General features: G+C 57.0%; 14 protein-coding genes. 12 read left to right on the top strand and 2 right to left on the bottom strand.

Going from position 1 to position 18,001, the window contains the following annotated elements; translation table 11 throughout:
* The first annotated feature begins 70 nt into the window (after positions 1–70).
* Complete coding sequence (locus KP814_RS10865) at positions 71–2,740, top strand: nitrate reductase (RefSeq protein WP_216736791.1); 2,670 nt, start codon at positions 71–73, stop codon at positions 2,738–2,740.
* 210 nt (positions 2,741–2,950) lie between these two features.
* On the opposite strand, the gene KP814_RS10860 is transcribed toward KP814_RS10865, so the two are convergent.
* On the bottom strand, positions 2,951–3,337 hold the full coding sequence (locus KP814_RS10860) for a VOC family protein (protein ID WP_127968689.1): 387 nt from the start codon (positions 3,335–3,337) through the stop codon (positions 2,951–2,953).
* A 337-nt stretch (positions 3,338–3,674) separates the two neighbouring features.
* Here KP814_RS10860 and KP814_RS10855 point away from each other — a divergent pair, with 337 nt between their 5' ends.
* The 11 genes from KP814_RS10855 to KP814_RS10805 all read left to right on the top strand — a co-directional run bounded on the left by KP814_RS10855 (position 3,675) and on the right by KP814_RS10805 (position 16,484).
* Positions 3,675–4,463 (top strand): ABC transporter substrate-binding protein, encoded by a 789-nt coding sequence (locus KP814_RS10855; RefSeq protein ID WP_216736790.1) that lies wholly within the window; start codon positions 3,675–3,677, stop codon positions 4,461–4,463.
* A 162-nt stretch (positions 4,464–4,625) separates the two neighbouring features.
* Positions 4,626–6,239 carry an alkaline phosphatase gene (locus tag KP814_RS10850; RefSeq protein ID WP_216736789.1) on the top strand — a complete coding sequence of 538 codons (1,614 nt, stop codon included), beginning with the start codon at positions 4,626–4,628 and terminating at the stop codon, positions 6,237–6,239.
* Positions 6,240–6,792: 553 nt separating this feature from the next.
* Positions 6,793–7,554 (top strand): response regulator, encoded by a 762-nt coding sequence (locus KP814_RS10845; protein WP_216736788.1) that lies wholly within the window; start codon positions 6,793–6,795, stop codon positions 7,552–7,554.
* Between the two features lie 3 nt (positions 7,555–7,557).
* Entirely contained in the window at positions 7,558–7,920 is a 363-nt protein-coding gene (locus KP814_RS10840) for a PleD family two-component system response regulator (RefSeq protein ID WP_216736787.1), read from the top strand.
* A gap of 28 nt (positions 7,921–7,948) precedes the next feature.
* Complete coding sequence (locus KP814_RS10835) at positions 7,949–8,569, top strand: chemotaxis protein CheW (RefSeq protein ID WP_216736786.1); 621 nt, start codon at positions 7,949–7,951, stop codon at positions 8,567–8,569.
* A gap of 178 nt (positions 8,570–8,747) precedes the next feature.
* Complete coding sequence (locus tag KP814_RS10830) at positions 8,748–9,959, top strand: ABC transporter substrate-binding protein (RefSeq protein ID WP_216736785.1); 1,212 nt, start codon at positions 8,748–8,750, stop codon at positions 9,957–9,959.
* A gap of 49 nt (positions 9,960–10,008) precedes the next feature.
* Positions 10,009–11,970 (top strand): methyl-accepting chemotaxis protein, encoded by a 1,962-nt coding sequence (locus KP814_RS10825; protein ID WP_216736784.1) that lies wholly within the window; start codon positions 10,009–10,011, stop codon positions 11,968–11,970.
* A gap of 131 nt (positions 11,971–12,101) precedes the next feature.
* The gene (locus KP814_RS10820; protein WP_216736783.1) at positions 12,102–13,070 is read left to right on the top strand and encodes a hypothetical protein; all 969 of its coding nucleotides are present in this window, start codon (positions 12,102–12,104) and stop codon (positions 13,068–13,070) included.
* A gap of 48 nt (positions 13,071–13,118) precedes the next feature.
* On the top strand, positions 13,119–15,557 hold the full coding sequence (locus tag KP814_RS10815) for a response regulator (protein WP_216736782.1): 2,439 nt from the start codon (positions 13,119–13,121) through the stop codon (positions 15,555–15,557).
* Positions 15,554–16,039: a hypothetical protein gene (locus KP814_RS10810; RefSeq protein WP_216736781.1), complete on the top strand. Its 486-nt coding sequence runs from the start codon at positions 15,554–15,556 to the stop codon at positions 16,037–16,039. The genes KP814_RS10815 and KP814_RS10810 overlap by 4 nt, the downstream gene beginning before the upstream one ends.
* The gene (locus KP814_RS10805; protein ID WP_216736780.1) at positions 15,993–16,484 is read left to right on the top strand and encodes a chemotaxis protein CheW; all 492 of its coding nucleotides are present in this window, start codon (positions 15,993–15,995) and stop codon (positions 16,482–16,484) included. Before KP814_RS10810 ends, KP814_RS10805 begins: the two co-directional genes overlap by 47 nt.
* Before the next feature lie 90 nt (positions 16,485–16,574).
* Here KP814_RS10805 and KP814_RS10800 read toward each other — a convergent pair whose 3' ends face one another.
* Positions 16,575–17,993 carry an AarF/ABC1/UbiB kinase family protein gene (locus KP814_RS10800; RefSeq protein WP_216736779.1) on the bottom strand — a complete coding sequence of 473 codons (1,419 nt, stop codon included), beginning with the start codon at positions 17,991–17,993 and terminating at the stop codon, positions 16,575–16,577.
* Positions 17,994–18,001: the final 8 nt, after the last annotated feature.

Raw genomic sequence — 18,001 nt, 5'->3', positions numbered from 1 at the left:
TTGAAACGGCGGGACCGCACTCCCCGCCGCGGTTTCGCCGTTTCACCCTTTTTGCATCAGGCCCGAGTTTATGACTTCTAATCGCACTCTAAACACCACTTGCGCTTACTGCGGCGTGGGTTGCGGCATTATGGCGCAAGTGCTCGATGCGGCGACGCGGCAGACCCGCATTACCGGCGATCCCAGCCATCCCGCCAACTTCGGTCGTTTGTGTTCGAAAGGCGCCGCGCTGGCGGACACGCTGACCTTGCAGGGCCGCCTGCTGCATCCCGAGGTCAATGGCGAAACCGTATCCTGGGACGCCGCGCTGGACCTTGTCGCGACCACCCTCAGCGCCACCCTGCGTGAACATGGCCCTGAGTCCGTCGCGTTCTATCTCTCCGGCCAATTGCTGACGGAGGACTATTACGTCGCCAACAAGCTGATGAAAGGCTTCCTTGGTTCCGCCAACGTGGACACCAATTCACGCCTGTGCATGTCCTCCTCCGTGGCCGGACACAAACGCGCTTTCGGCGCGGATGTCGTACCAGGATGCTACGAAGACCTGGAGCTGGCCGACCTGATTATCCTGACTGGCTCCAATACCGCCTGGTGTCATCCTGTTGTGTATCAACGCATCAAAGCCGCCAAGCAGCAGCGACCACAGATGAAAGTGGTGGTGATCGACCCGCGTCGCACCGCCACCTGCGATATCGCCGACCTGCATCTGCCGCTGCAGCCGGGAACTGACGCCTGGCTGTTCAACGGCTTACTGGCCTATCTGGCGCGCCTGGGCGCGCTTAATTACGAATATCTTGAGCAACATACCGAGGGATTCGGCCGTGCGATCAAGGCCGCCCGCGCCGAGGACACTGCAGATATCGTCTCCGTGGCGCGACATTGCGGCCTGAAAGAAGGCGAAGTGGCGGCGTTTTACGACTGGTTCCGCAGAACGCCAAAAACCGTGACGGCCTATTCCCAGGGCGTCAATCAGTCCAGCAGCGGCAGCGACAAGGTCAACGCCATCATCAACTGTCACCTGGCCACTGGCCGTATCGGCAAACCCGGTATGGGGCCGTTTTCTCTCACCGGTCAACCCAACGCAATGGGTGGTCGCGAAGTGGGCGGACTGGCCAATCAGCTCGCCGCGCATATGGATTTCACCCCGGACAATGTCGAGCGGGTGGGCCGCTTCTGGAACGCCACGCGCATGGCCAGTCAACCCGGTCTGAAAGCGGTGGACCTGTTCGACGCCGTGGCGGATGGCCGCATTAAAGCCATCTGGATCATGGGCACCAATCCTGTGGTCAGCATGCCGGATGCGGACAAAGTCGCCCAGGCGCTTTCCCGCTGCGACAAAGTGATCGTGTCCGACTGCATACGACACACTGACACCACGGAATACGCCAACATTTTGTTGCCGGCTCTCGGCTGGGGCGAGAAAGACGGGACCGTCACCAATTCCGAGCGGCGCATCTCCCGTCAACGCGCCTTCTTGCCCGCTCCCGGCGAGGCCAAAGCGGACTGGTGGATTGTCAGCGCGGTGGCGCAACGCATGGGCTTCGGCGCAGCCTTCAATTATCGCAACAGCCGGGACATTTTTATTGAGCACGCGGCCTTGTCCGGGTTCGAAAATACGCCAGAGCAAACAGAGCGCGTTTTCGATATATCCGCACTGGAAACTCTGACTGACGCCGCTTACGACGCGCTGGAACCGATACAGTGGCCGGTTAACGCCGCCACGCCCCAAGGGGCCGCCAGATTGTTTCAGGACGGCGGTTATTTAAATCCGAATCACAAGGCGCTCCTGCTGCCGATTACACCGCAACCGCCGCAGGGAAAACGGGATGAGCGTATGCCCTTCGCACTCAACACCGGCCGCATTCGCGATCAATGGCACACCATGACCCGCACCGCTCTGGCGCCGCAACTGAATGCACACCTTTGCGAACCTTATTGCGCCATGCATCCGCAGGACGCGCAACGACTTGGGGTCGCGCAAAACGATCTGGTCAGACTCCGCTCTCACTATGGCGCTTTGATCGCCAGAGCCGATCTGACGGATGAGCAACAGCCCGGACAGCTATTCGTTCCCATGCACTGGACAGCGCAATTCAGTGCGGCGGGACGGGTCGGCGCCTTGGTTAATCCGGTGACCGACCCTCACTCCGGTCAACCCGAGAGTAAGCACACGCCAGTGACGCTGGAACGCTTTGAGGCGGCTTGGCACGGTTTTATTTTCTCCCGGGAAGAATTGAACCTGGAGGGCGCGCCCTACTGGACCAAAATCCGCGGGGCCCGCTTCTATCGCTATGAGATCGCCGGGGTTGCGTCCGTTGCTGACTGGAGCCAGTGGGCGCACGCCCTGCTGAGTCCGTCAGATCAGGATGAAGGCGAATGGCTGGAGTATCAGGACAGCGCGTCGGGCAAGTATCGCAGCGCCTGTTTTGCCGGCGACCGTTTGACGGCGTGCCTGTTTATCGGTCCAACGCCGGATTTGCCTGAACGTTCCTGGCTGGCGAGTCTGTTCGATCTGGAAGCGCTGGCCCACAACGACCGTCTTGGCCTGCTCGCCGGCGTTCCGCGCTCCGACGCCGCCCATGCCGGTCGCACTATCTGCGCCTGCTTCGGCGTGGGAGAAAATACCCTGCGTCAGGCCATTCGAGACCAAGGGCTGCAAACGGTGGAGGCCATTGGCCAATGCCTGAATGCGGGCACTAACTGCGGCTCCTGTATTCCTGAACTGCAAAAGCTGTTGTAGCGCAGTCCATCAGAACGAACATAGCTATTTTTGGAAAAGACATTCGGTTTGAGGAGAAACCCTCACCTCGGTTGAGGAGAAGCAAAAGCAACGACCCTTGCTCCTCTGCGTTTGGGAGCCTTAGCGCTCCCTTTTTTAATCTGTTTTAACCTGTTTTAACCTGTCGCAGACCTGACTTCCCCGCTTTGCATCCATGCCCAGATCACACGCTCAGGCTTCATATAATTCCAGCGGCAGATCATCCGGATCGGCGAAGAAAGTGAAACGCTTGCCGGTGTACTCGTCCACTCGGATCTCCTCCACCGCCACGCCTTGGGATTCCAGGTACGCCTTGGCGTCCTCCACCGAGGGCGTGACAAAAGCCAGATGTCGCAGTCCGCGCGCTTCAGGATAACTGGGACGAGGCGGAGCCTCTGGAAAGGAGAACAACTCGACCTGAGAGCCGTCCGGCAGTTGCAGGTCCAATTTGTATGAATTTCGTTGCGCGCGAAAATTCTCAGCCAGGATTTTCAGCCCCAGCACTTCCGTATAAAAACGTTTCGACGCCGCATAGTCCGAACAAATAATAGCGGCATGATGAATGGCGGTGAGTTTCATATAACGCGAAGTCCCGAAATAGAATGTCAGACAAGCCTCTTATTCTCGCGACTTTAGCAACGCTTTTCAAAATTCCCGCCAGCAAGCGTCTTACCCGCGACGCCCTAAACCGGAAGCGCCCTGTCGACCCTGCAGCGAAAATCTAACGTCCACCCCACGCATTTCATTCAAGGTAACACTGTGTAACTTATCCCCAACAAGCCCTTGCCATTAGACCTACATCAGCTAACATGTCGAAATAAATAATAAAATCAGCGTATGTGCAGAATAATAATCAGATCTCAAAACAGAGCCTGCTAAGACACAATCTGTATTCACTTTCCCATAAGGAAAACATATGTCGACATACAATGCCTTCAGAGCGCTGGCGCTTTTTCTTACTACTCTCTTCCTTTCCAACCTCGCCGCCGCGCAAACAGATATCGTCTTCTGTAGCGACAACAACTACTGGTACCCGTTCACCTACGTTGACGAACAAGGCGAAGCCGCAGGCATGCATGTGGACATCGTGAAAAAAGCCGCCGAAAGCCTGGGCTATAAAGTCGAATTCAAACCCATGCTATGGCAGGAGTGTCTGGATTCCGCCCGCGGCAACCTAGTGCACGGCGTCGTCACCGCCTCCTACAAAAAAGAGCGCGCGGGATACATGAACTATCCCGCCGACGCCGCCACCGAGCAACGCTCCGCCTCGCGGGTAGCGCAAGTGGAATATATTGTCGTGGTGTCCAGCGACACAAAATACGAATACAAGGGCGATCTCAATACGCTGCCGGAACCGGTGCGCGTCGCCCGCGGTTACTCCATCGTCAGCACGCTGCGGGAGTCCAACCGTCGCATATACGAAAGCCAGACCGGGGAGCTGCGCAACATCGAAAAGCTGGCCAAACTGGGAAGCGGATCGGTGATCACCACCCCGGAGGTCTATCAGCATCTGATGCGGCAGGCGGAATACAAAACCAAACTGAAGTCCGACCTCAACCCCCTCAGCAGTAAATCCTACCATCTTACTTTCGCCAAAGGCTCGCCCCTCACCACCGCAGAACAAACCGCCATCTGGAAAGAGATTTCGCGTCTGCGGGATGACCCTGAATACATGAGCGCGCTGACGGCCAAGTACCTGAAATAATTAAACCCGATCAATACGCATCAGGATCGACAGGGATAATGTCATCCCGATGCGTGTATGCTGTGACCGGATCAGAAGAATTGGGCGATAACAACAAAAACGCCTGACTAAAGGGGCGCAAGCTCCATTATCACATCAATCGACTATGCAATAAGGAAGTCTATGCTAAGAAGAATACACTCTTGGAAATTATTGGCCAGCGCAGCAGCAATTTCGGCCTTGATGGCGGGATGTCAGTCCACCATGGACAAGAAAACCACCGCCAAGGAAACCGAAGTTAAAAACGTGATCATGATGATCGGCGACGGCATGGGGCCGCAGCAGATCGGCTTGTTGCACGAATACGCCATCAATGCGCCGGATTCCATTTACCACGGTCAACTCACCGGCATGCAGAAGTTTATGGACGCCGGCGTGATTGGTCTTTCCCGCCATACCCCCGCTTACAACCTGGTTGTCGACTCCGCCTGCTCCGCCACACAGCTGGCGACTGGCGAACCTGCGCCATCCGAAGTTATCGGCGTGGACAAAGTGGGCAACCACGTTGAAACCGTACTGGAAAAAGCCAAACGCATGGGCAAATCCACTGGTCTGGTTTCCGACACCCGTATGACTCACGCCACGCCTGCGTCTTTCGCCGCTCACCGCGCGCATCGCTCCATGGAGAACCAGATCGCGGAAGACATGCTGGCCGACGAGGTGGACGTCATGCTGTCCGGCGGTTTGCGTCACTGGTTGCCCAAGTCCGTGAACGACAAAGGCGAGCTGTATCAGCAGTTGGAGAAGAAAACCGAAGGCGCCGTGCAGTTGAAGTCCAAGCGTAAGGACGACAAAAACCTGCTGGCGGAAGCGGAGAACAAGGGTTACCAGTTGGCGTTCAACCGCCATCAGCTGGACGCCGCCAAAGGCGACAAGCTGCTGGGCCTGTTCAACTACTCCGGCATGATGAACGGCATCCGTTACACTCAGACCAAAGACGATCCCAAGCGCACTGAGCCGTCATTGAAAGAAATGACCATGAAGGCCCTGGACATTCTGTCCCGCAACGAAAAGGGATTCTTCCTGATGATCGAAGGCGGTCAGATCGACTGGGCGGGCCACGACAATGACGCGGGCACCATGCTGCATGAGATGCTCAAGTTCGACGAAACCATCAACTACGTTTATGAGTGGGTGAAGAACCGTCAAGACACGCTGGTCATCATCACCGCCGACCATGAAACCGGCGGTTTTGGTTTCAGCTACTCGCGCTCCAACATCCCAGAAGGCGAGAAACTGACTGGCGAAGCGTTCAAAGTAGCGGCTTACGCGCCTAACTTCAACTTCGGCTCTTTCGAAACCCTGAGCAAACTGTACCAGCAGAAAATGAGCTTCCCGGACCTGTTCGCCCAGTTCGATGGCGGCAAACCGTCCCCAGAAGCCCTGATGAAGCTGGTTAACGCCAACAATGCTTTCCCTATCACACTGGAGCAGGCCAAGGCGGTTCTGGAGCAAGAGCCTAACTACTATCAGGTTGACGGCCATGACTACCTGAGCGCCAAGATGTTCCCGAAAGTGAATGACTTCAAGTCGTTCTACGTGTACGGCCAGGAAGTGCGTCACGACCTGCTGGGTCGCGCCATGTCCGAAAGCCAGAACGTCGTCTGGGCTACCGGCACTCACACCAGCACGCCAGTGCCGGTGATGGCGTTCGGTCCCGCCAGCGCGACGGAAGGCTTCTCCAAGCTGCTGCACCACACTGACATCGGCAAACTGGCCAAGAGCGCGATTCACTAATTCGCGCTGAGGTTGATAAACCGATAAGGGGACCTTGGGTCCCCTTTTTCATGTCCCTCTCTCCCTTTTTTCTTCTTCGGAATAAGGCTTTTTCCAAGTTTATTTTCGCTTGCCGGCGTCGCTCGTCTGTTCCCGGCGAACGCTAAAAAACCCTCTTCCAAACCTCATTTTCGGGCGAAATCCTGTATTTAATTTTGCAAACTTTTTCMCCGCAATGTACGGCGAATTTGGGCGATTTCTCACCCGCCGTTTTCCTTTGCCTTCTCGATTCAAGCAAAATCAGAAGCTTAGCTGCATATGTGAATATGGGCACGCTTTCACCATTCGTAACAATTTTCCCTCTCCAATTACATCCCGCAAAGGGAACCGCGAATTGAAACGTCAATTTGTCGACGTTCATTACTATTGTTTACGAGCATGTTTTTGACAAATTTAACATTCATTCCAATAATCCAGCCAATAGTGATTAGTTTTTAATCACATCGGAGCAGTTCACTTAGTCGTTTCGTAATCAGACCCAAAGGAAAGACCGCAAGGTCGAGGAGAGGGTTTCATGGACAAGATTATTATTTCGCATGTGGGGCTAATGGAGAAAGACTTGGTCCTGCTTCGGAACCTGTCTCATCTGGACGAAACCTGGTTCGGAAACTTCCAGCTGGCCAGCGAGGCCGGCACCATGGAAGGTCAGATTCTACTGGTGGATGTGGATAAGCCAGAAAGCCGCAGCCTTTGGCAACGTATGAAGGCCGCCACCCATTTCGAAAAGACCATCGTCATCAGCCGCAGCAAACAGCCTGTGGACGACGGCGCGATTCATCTGACCCGTCCCCTGATTTTTCGTCGCCTGCGCGAAGCATTGCAGCAGGCTACGCAATCGGACCAACAAGAAGCGAAGACCCACGTAAAGAACATTCTCGTTGTCGACGACAACTTGCCGGTGCGCACCTTCATGAAACAGAAGTTGCACGAAATCCTGGATTTCGAAGCCGGTGTGGATGTGGCGGAAAGCGGTGAGGAAGCGCTGCTGAAAGTGCGCGACTGCCGCTACGATCTGGTGTTCATGGATGTGATGATGCCTGGCATGGATGGTTATCAGGCTTGCCGCTCAATCAAGCAACAAGTGAAAACCAAAGTGGTGATGCTGACCAGCAAATCATCCACGTTAAACCGCGTCAAAGCAAAAATGTCCGGGTGCGACGGTTATATCACCAAGCCCCCGGAAGACCGGGAACTGGCGGAAGTCGTACGCCGCTATCTCGGCGCAACCAAAACGGAAACGCTCATATTTCCACAATTAGCAGCTCTAGGGAGATAACCTATGAACAAGAAAGTACTTATCGTCGATGACAGCGAAACCGATCTGAAACATTTGGAGCAGATCGTCTCCGGCGCCGCCTATCAAACGGTGACCGCCCGTTCCGGCGAAGAAGCCATCAGCAAGGCGCGCAAAGAAAAGCCCAGCCTGATTCTGATGGACATCATCATGGGAGACATGGATGGATTCAGCACCTGTCGGGAAATCGCCCAGGACCCTGAGCTGTCTAAAATCCCCGTGGTGTTCGTCTCCAGCAAGAACCAGAAAGTGGACCACATCTGGGCGGCCAAGCAAGGCGCCAAGGCGTTGGTGTCCAAGCCTTACAAAAATGAAGAAATCATCAGTCAACTCCACAGCTACGCCTGAAGCCGATTCAGGGACGAGGTGAGACGCAATGAACAGCGTGTCAATCCCGGTAGAGAGCAAGCGAATACTGCGGCCTTCCGAAGCATTCGCCCTGCTCCGGCAAATTAACGCGGAGACCCGGGAGGAAGTCCGCGAAAATCAGGCCACCGCATGGTTCGCCCTGCGGCTGGCCGTCAAGGAAGCCGACGCGGAAACAGCTGATCAGGGCAACCTGGGCCTGCTGATTCGCGAGGACTGCTACAAGGAGCTGCTGGAGTCCCCGGAAATCTGTCCGGTCCCCTACGCTCCCAAGTGGTTGAGCGGTTTCGTGAATGTCCGCAGCCAGGTCACGCCGGTTGTCGACCTGGAGATATTTTTCGGCCTGCGCGAAGACGCGGAAGCCGCCGCGCCGCAACGTAAAGTCGTGCAGCGGGCCAGCCCCTCTTACCTGTTGTATTTCGATCAGGGGCAGGAATCCTTCGCCATAAAAGTGCGTCGTTTTCCCAACAAACTGATGATGACGGCGGATGAGCGCATGACTCAGCCCCCGCCCCTTTCCAACGCTCTGATGGCCTGCGTCAATGCGGTCTACAGACAGAACGGCATTTGGTGTGAATGGAATCTGGAAACATTCAAAAGGAGGCTGACCGATATGCTGAGCACGAGTTAAGCCTTACCCCGATAGACAAGCCTGTCAGCGATAGCAGTAAACATCCGCCCCTCAAGGCGCAGGCTGAACCCTGGTTGCTTAAACGGAATTTCCGGGAAAGTCAGGACCGGAGAGGGTTGGCTACGCCCAAAAACCCACTTCGGAAGCGTTATTAAAAGGAGTCCCATGGGAGGATAACATGAGAAAGACCATCTCACTCTTATTCGGTCTGGCCCTGAGCCAACTTGTCGCCGCACAATCACCCGGCGTCTACGGAGATCGCATTGTCGTCGGCGGCGTACTGGACCTGGAAGGTCAGTCCCGCGGTCTGGGCCTTAACATGCGCGACGGCGTGCTCGCAGCATTCGAAGGCGTCAACATCAAGGGCAGACGCCTTGAGTACGTCACCCTCAACGATTCATACACTCCGGACCTCACCGTTGAGCAGACCAACCGTCTGATCAGGGACGGCGTGTTCGCCATGATCGGCAATGTCGGCACTCCGACCGCACAGGTGGCGCTGCCGATCCTCGCCGATAACAAAGTACCCGCTGTCGGCTTCTTCACCGGCGCAGGTCTGCTGCGTCCCGGCATCGGCGACGTTATCAACTTCCGCGCCAGCTATGTGCAGGAAACCGCCAAGGTCATCGAACAAGGTTTCCGCGCCGGTCTGCAAGCGTCTGAAATCTGCGCTTACGTGCAGAACGACGCCTACGGCATGGCGGGGGTGGAAGGCATCAAGCTGGCCCTGCAAAACAATGTTCGCTCCCGCGACATCGTGGAAAAACTGGACACTATCCTGGCCAAATCCGGCGATTCCCCTGAACGCAACGGCATCGGCCCTGTCGGCGTCTATCAACGCAACACTCTGACTTCCCGCGCCGGCTTCGAGTCTCTGAAAGACTGGGAAAAAGCCAGCAACAGCCGCTGCCGTCTGGTGGTTACTGTAGGCACTTACAACGCCATCGGCCGCTTCGCCGCCTACTCCAAACAACGTGGCGAGGACTGGTTGATCAGCGCCGTCTCCTTCACCGGTGCGGAAAACCTGCGCGACACCCTGGATCGCTTCGGGGTAACCGACAAAGTCATCCTGACCCAGGTGGTGCCTGATCTGGAATCCGATCTGCCGATCGTCAAAGAAGCCAGATCCGCCCTGGGCGAACGCCTGAACGTGGTGAGCCTGGAAGGCTACATCGTCGGCAAGATGTTCGTGGCCATCATGCAAAGCATTAAAGGCGACCTGACCCGGGAAAGCTTTGTGCGCGCCACTCGCAACGCGGAATTCAACATCGGCGGCGTCGCCCTCGACTTCCGCGGCGACAATCAGGGGTCGGACTTGGTGACGATGACCTATTTCAACAACAAGTCCTACCTCCCCATAGAAGGCTCGCAATTGGCCAGATTGTTCTGAATGGCATGAAGCAACGGGTTATACAGGCTCGATAAGCAGGAGCATTATCATGAAATTGAACCGTACTTTTTCTCTCAGCAAACTCAGCGTCGGCCAACGACTGCTGTCGCAAACGCTGGTTATGGCGTTAACGCTGGTGGTCATCGGATCTCTGGCCTTCTTCGCCCTGACGTATGCAAGGAACTCATCCGAAAAATTGCATAACCAGGTCAACGAAACATCACGACTCACGCACTTGATCAACACCCTGCAGGAAGGCATGGTGGACACCATCAACAGTCTGAACACTGGTGTGGTCACCTGGGCGGACGCCGACGCCAAACTGGCGCTGGCCCGCAAGCAGTTTGAATCGGACTGGCAGGCTTTGAGCGCCTCCACCACCTCACAGGGCGGCGATCAGCAGTCCGGCTTCACCGAGATGAAGAGAACCGTCGCTGGCGTATTCTCCGCCTTCGATCAGTTCAAAGCCATGGGCGGCAATCAGTCCCGCGCCGATTTGGAACTGTTCCTGTTGAACGACTTGTCTGAGTTTATCGGTCCCTTCAACGACGCTTCCACCGCTTATGCGGACCAATTGACCCAACAAGCGCAGATCGCCTTTGAAACCTCCGAAGGCGTATTGAACATCGCCCTGATCGCCGGCTCCGCCATCATCCTGTTGAGCCTGGGCGGCGCTATCGGTCTGTCGCAGTACATTCGTCGCTCCATCCTGCGTCCGGTCAACGTCATCGCGGAAACTGTGGACAAGGTCAAGCAAGGCGATTCCGAAGCCCGTACCGCCCTCACCGGCACCGACGAGCTGGTTACCCTGGGCCAGGCCCTCGACCAGCTGCTGAACGAGAAAGTGGCCACGTTGATTCGCATCGAAAGAGAGAACGAAGTCCTCAACAACTCGGTTATCGAACTGCTGGAAGGCACCTCCAAACTCAGCGATCGCGACCTCACCACCAAACTGACCGTACGCGAAGACATCACTGGGCCGGTTGCGGACGCCTTGAACCTGGTTACCAAGGAAACTTCTGAAGCCTTGGGCAAAATCCGTTACGTCAGTAACCTGGTCAGCGCCTCCAGCGTCATGGTGGATGAGCAGACCCGCAAGGTTGTCGGCGTCGCCGATCAAGAGCGGAAACTGATCGAACAAACTATCCAGAAACTGGATGGCGTAGCCAAACACATGGCGCAAATCGCCAAGTGGTGTCAGTCCTGTAACCAGATCGCGCAAAGCGCTTCTTCTTCCACTGACAAAGCCTATGAAGCGGTAGGAAATACCGTCGAGAGTATGGACGAGATTCGCGACTCCATCAGCGAAACAGAAAAACGCATCAAGCGTCTGTCAGAACGTTCTTTGGAGATCAGCGGCATCATCGACATCATCAACAGCATCGCGGAACGTACTCACGTACTGGCCTTGAACGCCAGTATGCAGGCGGCGGCGGCAGGTGAAGCCGGCCGCGGATTTGCGGTGGTTGCGGACGAGGTGCAGCGTCTGGCGGAAAGCTCACGTAACGCCACCTCTCAGATCAGCAGCTTGATTCGCAACATCCAGACCGAAACGGCGGATGCGGTGGACACCATGAACAACAGTATCACCCAGGTGGTCAACGGTTCCAAACGCGCCACCCAGGCCGGTTCTCAGATGCAGGAAACGCAGAAGACCACTCGCGAGCTGGTAACAGCGGTAGAGAAGATCGCGCAGAACTCTCTGGCCCAGGCCAAAGAAACCCAGAATGTGTGTCAACAGACCGGCGAAATCGAAGCCAGCACCCGCGTCACCGACATGGAGCTGAAACGCCAGTCCTTGCACACAGAAAGACTGCGTACTGCTTCTGGCGTACTGCAACAAACGGTGGAATTGTTCACCTTGCCAGCTTCCGTATCCACCAATATCCGGATACCGGAACTGTCCACAGAGTCGCTGGAAACCAGCGCCTCTGCGCCAAGCAAGCTGATGATTCCCAGCGCAGGCGCTCCAGCGAAAGAAGAGCCGGGACGCCTCAAGCAGGCCAGCTAAGAGGCGGGAGGATTGCGGCTGGCGTTATCGCAAGATGCGCCAGCCGCCGGGAAAAGGTTGCTGTTTAAACCTGATGTTTGGCGCGCTTCCCTTGAAGCGCCCGCAACCACTAACCAGGATGGATTCCGTCTATGCACAAGCAAGACCCTGTTTCACCCACCGTCGAACTCATTCGCACCTTTACTGCGGAACTGGAGGATGTGGCGGCGACGCAACGGACCGTCGATGCGGAATTAGTCTTCGCCGCTCTGGAAAACGTCAATGACGCTTTGGAGATGGCGGCCATGCCGGAATTGCAGGCGCGCCTGCAACGCCTGTATGCGAACATCGCCAGCGACGGCCCCAAAGATCCGCGAAGCAATGAGACCATGCCGAATTTCCCGGTTGAGGCGAAAAAGGTCTGGTCCATCATCGACTGGCTGCACAGACTGGAACCCCTGGCGGAAGAACAATTATCACTGCAAGCGCAGCAAAACGCCGCCGGCCCCGAAAGTTGGAATGACTATAGCGCATCGCAACCAGAGGGCGCCGTAGCGGACACAACCGCCTCCGCCGAGGCCATTCCCTCGATGGAAGTCACGGAAACCGAAACGGACAACGCCGACGAGTTGGTCGCGGAAGTCTATGAAGAAGATTTCGTCGACATTGCGACCGAACTCGGCGTCACCTTGCCGGCGATGGATGTGGCGGAAGTCACGGAAGAGGAACCGGAAATAACATTCGACCTCTCCGACTTCACTCCCCCCGCGGATCTTCCCGAATCTCACCAGGAAATCCTGGCCTCGCTGTGGGAAGAAACTGTCGCCCTGCTGCCGGAATTCGCCAAGCAGGCTGGAAAAATGCGGGATTCCATCAAAGCCCGCCATTGTTATTGCGAGCTGCTGCAAACCCTGGGCGAAACCTGCGCCTATCTGGGATTGTCCGGCCTGCAACTGCTTTTCGATATGGTGGCGATTCGCCTGCAATCCATCGATCAGGTGGACCCGGAGCTGGCTGACTTACTGGAGCAGTGGCCCGCCCTGCTGCATGAATATCTGCAAAGCGGCGCGTCAGAAGAAAGCTGCCTGTGTCTGATGCAGTTTATCGACGACGCCACCTAGGGCGAACGTCTGGACGAAGAGACACAGCAAGCGATTCTGGAAAATCTGGTGGACTTCCAGCTCAGCGACGACGAGTTTATGGACGAAGCCGTGGAAGACGCCGTGTTAACGCCTGACGATATTTCCCTGGTTCCGTCTGACGGCGCCAATCAGGAGGTATTCCAGGCGTTTTTGCTGGATTCACCCAACCATACTCATGCGCTGTTCCATGCGCTGTCCTCCCTGCATGGCGATCTGTCTGACAAGAAAGCCTTCCTGCAGCAGGCCCAGCGCGCCAGCCATACCTTGAAAGGCGCCGCCAACCTGATCGGCATCAAAGGCGTCGCCAATATCAGCCACGCCATGGAGGAGATCTTTGAAGCCCTGGCGGACGGCAAGGCGGAGTGGAGCCTAGAGATGAAAGACATGCTGCTCAGCGCCGCGGATTGCGTCAGCAGCATGATCGACCATCTGCTGGGACGCGATCAACCGCCGGAAGACGCCCTTCCCCTGCTCAACGCGCTGGTGCACTGGCGCTCCCCAGAGAAAGCCGAAGCCGCCTGGGCGGCGATGCAGGAGCATCATGCAGACACTAATATCGAAGCCACCCCGGCGGACGACAAAGTAGTGGCGCTGCCCTCCCGCGACAACGCTGCGGAACGTGCACCGGCGACGCCCGCACAGGAAGAAGCCTCCGCCGCTCCCGCTCAGCAACAGTTTGCGGCGCCTCAGGACAACGCCGGTCTGGAGCAGTTGCTGCAGTTGGCGGAAGAGATGAGCATCAACACCGTACAGGCGCAGGAACTGTACAAGCGCGTGCAGCTCACCGGCTTTGATCTGAAAGGCCACGACACCCGCTTGAACGAAACCCGCCTGGAGCTGGAAGGCCTGATCGACAGCCGCAGCATGGCGCGCAAACTGCGCCCGGACAGCGAACATGCGCAGGATCTCGACCCGCTGGAAATGGACCGCTACGATGACATGCATCGCTGCTCCCACCAGCTGTTCGAAGCGATCGCCGACGTACGCGAGTTGAACCAGAAGCTACAGGACCAACTGGCGATGATGGATGCGTTGATGCGCCAGCAACACCGTCATATCGATACCTTGCAGCACCAATTGCTGTCGCGCCAACGGGTCGCCGCGCAAGTACTGAGCGGCCGTCTGCAGCGCTGCGTGCGTCAAGCCTGTCGCGCCGCCGGCAAACTGGCCGACCTGACCATTGTCGGCGAAGACATTCAGGTGGACCGGGAGTTGGTGGAGAAACTGGCCGACCCGCTAATGCACCTATTGCGCAACGCCGTCGACCACGGCATCGAAGACGAACAAAGCCGTCTCAACGCCGGAAAATCCGGACAGGGCTCAATCAGTCTGAACTATCGCCAGGACGGACGTTTTCTGGAGATCAGCCTGAGCGACGACGGTCGCGGTCTCAATTTCGACAGCATCTATGAAAAGGCCAAGCAACGTGGCCTGTTGCCCGCCGATGGCGGACGCCCGGACAATCAGTCTCTGGCGCAGCTGGTCTGGCTTCCGGGCTTCAGCACCAAAGACAAAGCCACTCAGTTGTCCGGTCGCGGCATTGGCATGGACGCCGTACGCAGCCAGGTTGAACTGCTCGGCGGCACAGTTCGCTTCAGCTTCGATAGCGAAGGCGGCTGCCGTCTGCTGATCCGGGTGCCGGTGAAAGAAATCACCCAGTACATGTTGCTGGTGCTGGTGGGCGCGCAACGCTTCGCTCTGCCCACCGCCGTGCTGAAGCAAATTCTGCCGACTCACACCGGCGAACTGGAAGAAGTGGCCGGCAAGCCCTACCTGGAATATGACGGCCAGCTTTACCCTTATATCGATCTGGCGCAGCGTCTGTACGGACAGCCTGCGCCACAGGGCGCCGGCAAGCCGGTGGTAATCGCCGAGCTCAACGAGCGCACCGTGGCTATCGCCGTGGACATGCTGCTCACCGGCGAGCAACTGGTCGTGCGGACGCCGGGCAAACTGATCCCCGGTCTGCGCGGCGTCTTCGGCCTGACCATCCTGGGCGACGGCTCGCTGGTGCCGGTGCTGAACCTGTCGGATCTGTTGCAACAGAATCAATCCAAACAGGCTTATCAAACCGCTCATATCATCACCGAGAGCCAGGTGGATTCCCCGAAAATTCTGGTGGTGGACGACTCCCTCAGCGTCCGCAGCACCCTGAAGCAGCTGCTGCAGGACTGTGGATTTGAAGTCGTCACCGCCAGCGATGGCCTCGACGCAGTCGAGAAACTGCGGCACATCACCCCCAACCTGTTGCTGGTGGATATGGAAATGCCGCGCATGGACGGACTGGAGTTGACCCGACACCTGCGTCAGCAGCAGGACTGGGCCAACATGCCTGTGGTTATGCTGACCTCACGCAGCCACGAAAAACATCGTAGTCTGGCCCACAAGGCCGGGGTGACGGCTTACGCCACGAAACCCTACAACGACAACGAGCTCATGGATACCATCAGGGAGTTGCTGACATGATTGGAGAAAAGTCGAGCTTAACCGCGTATTACTCATTGGTCGTCGCGGGCAGGACCTTGTACCTGCCCGCCAGCGACATTCTCTATCTGGCGGGAAAGGAAGAAGTGCTGGATATAGAACACATTCCATGTATCCGTTTTAACGGGGAGCTGTATCCCGTCTACGGATTTCGCGAAGGGTTCATTCCCCAGCCCGGGCTGCAAGGCGGCGATTCCCGCGCCGCGTTGATATGCAGCCCCGAAAGCGGGACCGAACCGGCATTGGCGCTGTCCTGCCGCGCTATTTATAAGCTGCGCGCCAACCACCGGCCGCGTCGCCTGCCGGACTTCATGGTCGGCTCCAGTCCGATCGAAGGCGTCCTGCGCCACAATACCGGCTGGGAGTGCTACACCAGCGCCCATCAACTGATCGAATACTTTGAGAAGGCATTACGCTATGAACTCCCCCAATTCCAATTTCAAAATGTTCGTTTGGTTAGCTGACGCCGGCGAGCGCCAAAGCATCGCCTTTGTCGCCGATACGCTTTGCGAATATCTGCAGGATGTGGAAGTGCAGGATTTGCCTACTTCTGCGCCGAGCTGCTCGCATGTGGTGGAGTGGATGGGGCATGTGGTGCCGGTGTTTCGTCTGCGTCCCGGCAATAGCAACGAGCACGTCAATGTAGTGGTGCTGCGCGCCGCCGCCAACCAGGAAAACGGCTATATCGCGCTGGAAACCCGTAACGCGCCAGTGAAAGTAGAGATCACCGACGGCCAGTTTGAAGCATTTGACGCCAACGAGCGTCCATTGTGGCGGGAGGCGCTGATCTCCGGCTTTGTCCACGACGGCCAATCCATTCCTATCGTGCACCCGGATTTGCTGTGCTCCAAAGGCTTCGTCAGCACCGCTAACTCATACTTCATTAAACATTTGCGCCTGACGGCGTGAAGCGCTTCCCGGCTCCCGCGTTCTATTTTCAGGGTGGACGACGCGGGGGCCTTTTTTACGCCCTGGCTCTGAACTGAATAGAGTTGAGGTTCATACCCCTTGCGCGGCGGTATGCGGATAGAGATAGCGTTCGAGAATGGCGCTGCCGTTGAACTCCGCATCCAGCACGGAGACAAAGGTGTAAACTCCCACCAGCTTGCGATTGAGGAAGACAAATTCCTTCGGCGGAATCTGGAAATAACGATTAATCGCCGATTTCGCGGCGCGTTTGGCGATACGCGTCGGCAGATCGCTGCGTCGCCAGCAGTATTCGTTGTCCGCGTTCAGGGCGAAGTCAGGTACGTCCTCCGCCTCCGCCGCCAACGGCTCCAGCACCGCCATGCAGACTTTACCAAATTCATCCAGTACGCTGACCGGCCAATCGCGACGCATGAAACGCAGTTTCACCGCGCCCTCGATCACCCGTTCAAGGTCTCGCTCATAGGAGGCTCGGATCATGTCGCACACGGGGCGGATAAAAGAGTCAGGGTATTTCTGTACGGCTCCGAAATCCAACAGCACTATGCGGTCCGGCTCGCCCGGGTTGGCGCCGAGACGAATGCGGTAGTTGCCAAAGTTGGGATCGGTCTGCAACTCGCCCCAGACAAACAGCTCGCGGAAGAATAATTCCAAAGCCGCCTGCGCCAGATGGTTGCGCCGCGCCAGAGACAATTCCTGCACCTGCGCATGGGTGACGCCCAGACCCGGCTCATAGGAAGTGGCCATGACATGGGACGTGGAGTATTCGGGGAAAACCTCAGGAACCACAAAGCGGTCGTCATCTTTGAGCATCTCGCCGAAACGGCGGGTGGTTTCCAGCTCAAGACTGTAATTCACTTCCCGGTGCATCATGACGCGGACTTCTTCCAGCCACTCGTCGAAGTCAGGGCCAAAGGACACCATGCGGGCGACTTTCAACAAGCGGGCGACGGAATCCAGATCCGAATCCACCGCTTCCGCAACACCAGGGTATTGAATCTTAAGACATAGCTCTCGGCCGTCGGACTTGCGCCGCGCCCGATGCACCTGCCCCAGCGAGGCGGCGCCGATGGGCTCATGCTGGATATCCAGCTCCTTGAGCTTATCCGCGCCCAGCTCCTGTAACAGGACTTGATGAATCTTGCTCCATCCCAGAGCGGTAGTGCGGTCTTCCAGAGTATGCAGGGCCTCGGTCACTTCCACAGGCAGGAAGTGTTCCCCATACAACGCCATCACCTGGCCGATTTTAACGACGCTGCCTTTGAGCTGTCCCAGCTCCTCCACCAGATACTGAGCCTGACGGGACAGCGCTTCGCGACGGCTTTCCTCACGTTTTTCACGGGACTTGAACAGATTGGCGGCCATATTACCCGCCAACCGCGATCCCGCGACCAAACCCGCCCGCGTCAGGCTGAGGCGTCGTTCAAAGCTTCCTGTCTTGATACGGTCAACCTCCCGGGCATTGTTCTTGGCGTTTGGTTTATCACTCATGCCGCATT

Origin of the sequence: Hahella sp. HN01 (assembly GCF_018986435.1) — a bacterium.
Taxonomy (GTDB): domain Bacteria; phylum Pseudomonadota; class Gammaproteobacteria; order Pseudomonadales; family Oleiphilaceae; genus Hahella.
The sequence above is the reverse complement of the archived record's forward strand: the minus strand, read 5'-3'. Positions and strand labels throughout refer to the sequence as shown.

Excerpts from the sequence above, each read along its gene's own strand:
- KP814_RS10865 (WP_216736791.1), top strand. The coding sequence starts at position 71 with ATGACTTCTAATCGCACTCTAAACACCACTTGCGCTTACTGCGGCGTG.
- KP814_RS10860 (WP_127968689.1), bottom strand. The coding sequence starts at position 3,337 with ATGAAACTCACCGCCATTCATCATGCCGCTATTATTTGTTCGGACTAT.
- KP814_RS10855 (WP_216736790.1), top strand. The coding sequence starts at position 3,675 with ATGTCGACATACAATGCCTTCAGAGCGCTGGCGCTTTTTCTTACTACT.
- KP814_RS10850 (WP_216736789.1), top strand. The coding sequence starts at position 4,626 with ATGCTAAGAAGAATACACTCTTGGAAATTATTGGCCAGCGCAGCAGCA.
- KP814_RS10845 (WP_216736788.1), top strand. The coding sequence starts at position 6,793 with ATGGACAAGATTATTATTTCGCATGTGGGGCTAATGGAGAAAGACTTG.
- KP814_RS10840 (WP_216736787.1), top strand. The coding sequence starts at position 7,558 with ATGAACAAGAAAGTACTTATCGTCGATGACAGCGAAACCGATCTGAAA.
- KP814_RS10835 (WP_216736786.1), top strand. The coding sequence starts at position 7,949 with ATGAACAGCGTGTCAATCCCGGTAGAGAGCAAGCGAATACTGCGGCCT.
- KP814_RS10830 (WP_216736785.1), top strand. The coding sequence starts at position 8,748 with ATGAGAAAGACCATCTCACTCTTATTCGGTCTGGCCCTGAGCCAACTT.
- KP814_RS10825 (WP_216736784.1), top strand. The coding sequence starts at position 10,009 with ATGAAATTGAACCGTACTTTTTCTCTCAGCAAACTCAGCGTCGGCCAA.
- KP814_RS10820 (WP_216736783.1), top strand. The coding sequence starts at position 12,102 with ATGCACAAGCAAGACCCTGTTTCACCCACCGTCGAACTCATTCGCACC.
- KP814_RS10810 (WP_216736781.1), top strand. The coding sequence starts at position 15,554 with ATGATTGGAGAAAAGTCGAGCTTAACCGCGTATTACTCATTGGTCGTC.
- KP814_RS10805 (WP_216736780.1), top strand. The coding sequence starts at position 15,993 with ATGAACTCCCCCAATTCCAATTTCAAAATGTTCGTTTGGTTAGCTGAC.
- KP814_RS10800 (WP_216736779.1), bottom strand. The coding sequence starts at position 17,993 with ATGAGTGATAAACCAAACGCCAAGAACAATGCCCGGGAGGTTGACCGT.